General features: G+C 46.7%; 4 protein-coding genes. All 4 read right to left on the reverse strand.

The window, feature by feature from the left end:
• On the reverse strand, window positions 1-630 hold a 630-nt coding region (locus tag Q0256_RS03245; RefSeq protein ID WP_297959999.1), incomplete at its 3' end, for a M48 family metallopeptidase.
• 1,108 nt (window positions 631-1,738) lie between these two features.
• Entirely contained in the window at window positions 1,739-2,998 is a 1,260-nt protein-coding gene (locus Q0256_RS03250; RefSeq protein WP_297960001.1) for a hypothetical protein, read from the reverse strand.
• Between the two features lie 8 nt (window positions 2,999-3,006).
• On the reverse strand, window positions 3,007-3,267 hold the full coding sequence (locus Q0256_RS03255; RefSeq protein ID WP_297960003.1) for a DUF493 domain-containing protein: 261 nt from the start codon (window positions 3,265-3,267) through the stop codon (window positions 3,007-3,009).
• A complete protein-coding gene (gene moaC / locus Q0256_RS03260; protein WP_297960005.1) occupies window positions 3,245-3,715 on the reverse strand; it encodes a cyclic pyranopterin monophosphate synthase MoaC in 471 nt (156 codons plus the stop codon). The genes Q0256_RS03255 and moaC overlap by 23 nt, the downstream gene beginning before the upstream one ends.
• Window positions 3,716-4,259: the final 544 nt, after the last annotated feature.

Raw genomic sequence — 4,259 nt, forward strand, 5'->3', positions numbered from 1 at the left:
CGCCATCAGCTCGACACCCATCAGATCAGCCTCCGTCTCATGCGTGCGTGAAAACGGCAGCGTGAATGTGTATTGAGCCGCCATGTTCAAAGCCGCTGAGCCTAGATCTCCAAGCCCTGCCGCGGAGCTTGCTACAGCGATACCGACATCTTTCATCTGTTCAGTCGAGGCTCGCTCGCGGCTGTGTTCGCGCAGTGCGTGCGACATCTCGTGCCCCAAAATAGCAGCCAGCTCGGCATCGGTAAGCTTAAGCTTTTCGATGATGCCCGTATATACGACGATGCGACCGCCAGGCATACACCAAGCATTGATCGTAGGGTCGTTTATGACGTTTACCTGCCAGTTCCATTTCAGTGCGTCTTTGCGAAATGCGCCGACTTGAGCGATTAGGCGCTTCGAGATGCCTCTAACGCGATCAGTTAGCTTTTTATCGGTATTTAGGACGTGCTTGGCGTTTGCTTGGGCGGTAATCTGCCTGTAGGCAAGCGCGGCACTTTGATCCATTTCAGCTTCGCTTACGGTGATGAATTGCGAGCGGTCGATGCCTACGGCGCCGCCTTGCGTGGTGCTCGCACAGCCGCTAAAAATCATCATCGCAGCAAAGGATATTAAAAGAGCTAATTTTTTCATCTTTTCTCCTTGAAATTTTGCGGCGATTTTAGCGAAATTTGGTTAAATTTTTAGAATTTTATTTTGGATTGCCGGATTTTGCAGGCGCGATCTATTTGGAATTTGCCGTAAAATTTAAGGACGCCCGTCGCCTTTAAAATAGGATTGGGCTTTGTAATTTAGCGATAAAATTTAGCGGTGATTTCGCAGGATTTTATCGCGGCGTAAATTAGGCATTGCTATGTAAAAATAGTGGGTTTATCCAAGCGCGGCGCTGCATAAACAAAGCACCTCTGCACCTAAATAGAGCGGGGAGGGATCGCGGTTTTAAATTTACGCAACGATAAATCCGGTAGAATTTTATTTACACCAGGCGCTCGGTTCGGGCGGATAAGAGCAATTTGAAATTTGCACAATCAAATCGCGCGATAAAATGGGCTCGGATGTCGCTATGATTTGAGATGAGCCGCGCTAATCTTTGCAAAGTAAAATTCTAATTGTTAGCTTAGCGGCATCCCTTCACATCGCATCTTGCGCTGCAATGAAATTGCGTTTTATTGGAATTGAAATGATCGCAGAAATGCCAAACGCCACAGACGCCTTTTTGTAGAATTTATCTCGCGGAATTTCATTTGCGCGCGTCGGGATAAAATTTCAAACTGTAAGCCGTACCGTATCATTTTGGATGGAATTTTAAAATTTTACGTGTTTAGAATTTTAAAATTCGGCTACGTAAATTTGTACGATGAAATTTTAAGCTTAAAAATCTGCGCCGTTTTTGGAATTTTATATATGCTCTGACAGCTATAAAATTTTGCACTTAGAATTTTATCACTGCGGCAAGATTCGGTTGGGCCGGGGTCTCACATCGCCGTAGGATTTTTGGCGGCACGTAATTTTGCAGCGCGCATCTAAATTTAGCTACGCAAAATTAGTAAATTCTTTATCGGCACGGAATTCTGCTGTGCCATTAAAGCGCATGAAGAATTCCGCATAAGCCTCGCAAACTCTAATGAAAGCTCTATTATTTGGAGGGTGAGGACTTTAAGGCATGCTAGTAAATTTTGCAGCGCAAAGTAGCGAGCACCGGCGTGCTTGCCGCTAGGGATTTCACCTCTGCAGCGCCCATTTAGTCCTTTTTGGACTTTAGCTTGGCGATCGTCTCTTTTGCGGCCTCGTAAGCCTTAGCGCTCATCTCGCGCGCCCTTTCGCTTACGTTTTTAGCGACCTCGGAGCTTTTTAGCTCGGCAAATTTTTGGCTCATCTTCTTTTCAAACTCGCTAAGCTCTTTTTTGATCGCGTCCAGTTTCTCGTTTAGATCGAGGTTTTCGATGATTTTGGCGCTTTTTTGGCTCAGCTCTTGAGTGATTTCACGCGCCTTGGCGCTCGCCTTTTTCGCGCGCTCGCCAAGCTCAATTTCGCCGATTTTGGCGCTTAGCTGCTCGGCAAGATCGCTTGAAATTTTTCTAAATTTAGCCAAGTAGCCTCCGAATTCTTCATCGGCGATCTTGGCGATCTCGCTTTTAGCGGGTTCCTCCGAGCTTGCGACCGCATCGTTTAGAACCGCGCTAAATAGCTCGCTCATCTGCGAAATTTGAAGCCTTTCGTTCTCTAGGCTCTGTGCGTCGCTTGCCGGCGAGAAACTTAGCTCGTCGCGGTATCTTTCGGCGGCTTTGTTTATGCCGTCGTAGCAGCCTAAAATCGCGCCTCTAATCAGCGCAGAGGCTGTATTTTTGCTCTCGTTTGCGACGAAAATCGCACGATTTATGATGATTTTTGAAATTTCTTTAGTGCGGAATTTCGTAAATTCTCCGTCGCCGATAGCCGAAAATGCGATGTTTTTCGCCGTCTCGTGCGCGGTATCCTCGATGTCGGTGCCGCTTTCTAGCACGCTTATGAAGGCTAGTTCACTTGCTTCTTTCAGCACGTCCGCAAGCGGTAGTTTGCTCGCGATCGCTCGCTGTAGCGCCGAGCCTATGCGCTCTTTTAGCTCTGCTTCGCTTGCGTTTTGCAGCGCGGTATCCAGATCGTCGTAGCTGCGCAAAACAAGGGTTTTAATCGCCTTTTGTTTACAAGCGATCTTTTTGCGCAGATCGTCGTAGTCGTAGATGAGTTTGTAGAGCCCCTGCTCGTCCTCGTCGCACAGCGCCTTTTTCACCCCTTCGATTAGCGCTTCGGAGGAGGCGTCCTTTAGAGCTCCTATTTCGTTAAGCTCGGCGGCAAAGCTTAAGATGAGCTCGGCGCTTTTAGCGCTTTTAGCATCTTTGCTAAGTCCGCGTAGAGCCTGAAGGCTTTGTTCAAAAGCTAAATTTTGCACGCAGGCTGCCAGCTCCTCGCCGCTAATTTGCGCGAGATCGGCGCCGAATTTTTCTATCAGTTTTTCCTTCATATCCTCTCCTACAGTATGTATTTAAAATGAGCCTTCAGGCGCTCGAAAATTTCATTTCTGTGCATATCGCTATTTACGAAAACGCTTACGTTGAAGCTCATATATTTGCCGCCGTTTGAAAAGCGCGAAAAGTCTATTTTGTAATTTTCGCCCTTTAAAATTTCATCGATCTGCTCGCGCTTTTGGGTGGTCGCATCTAGGACTACTTTGTATTCCCAAAAGAGCGGATAGTCGATTTTTGGCTTTTCAGCTCCTAATATACACGCCACTCTTGCCCCCCTCTTTGCGTTGCAGCACGATGCCTGTGATCTGCATCGATTTATCGATCGCTTTTAGCATATCATAAATCGTCAGCAGCCCCACGCTCACGCCCGTTAGCGCCTCCATCTCGACGCCCGTTTTGCCCGTGATTTTTACAGTTACGAAAAGCTTAAATGCGCACTCGCTCGCAAGCTCCTCAATATCGGTTTTAATCGAAGTAATCGTAAGCGGATGGGTCATGGGTATTAGCTCGCTCGTCTTTTTAGCGCCCATTATCGCGGCAACGACGGCGGTTTGAAGCACGGGGCCTTTTTTGGCCGTGTTTTGCTTGACGGCGGCAAACGCCTCCGCGCTCATTCGTATGATGCCGCTAGCGGTGGCTACGCGCTCGCTATCGTCCTTGGCGCCGACATCCACCATGCGGGGCATATTGTTTTCGTCGATATGTGAAAGCATAAAATTTCCTTGCAGTTTTTGGCGGGATTATAGCAGAATTTCGGGCATAAAAAAAGCCCGAGCTTTTAAACTCGGGCTTCATACAAAAAGGAGGTTTTATCTTGTCGGACGAGAACGATTATACTACCTAAACAGTAAATAGAAATAAAATATATCCTTTTTAGGCGAACTCTTTCGCGCTTAATTTATAGCCGTTTTTAAAATTTTGATGAAATTTGACGATACGCTTTGGCGCGCTACGTGGGAATTTGAATGGGTAGCGAAATGAAACCGAGCCAAAGAGCGACTAAATTTAAAGCGGACGCTTGAAGGACAAAGATAAAATTTAAGCGGCATTTGAGATTGTTTCATCTTGAAGCGAGGGTTTAAAGAGGGCCGAGCGGGGCGCTCCGTCAAGGTACCATAAACAAAACGCTGCAAAGGCGAAACGGGCTTAAATTTTAAATAACTTTTGCTTTAAATTTTAGCCCTCCTTAATTAAGCGCAAGGTTTTTGTGCGCAATGCAGTATAAATTTAAATTCTTTACGCGAGCGTTAAACGACG

Source organism: uncultured Campylobacter sp., from assembly GCF_937949835.1.
GTDB lineage: Bacteria > Campylobacterota > Campylobacteria > Campylobacterales > Campylobacteraceae > Campylobacter_B.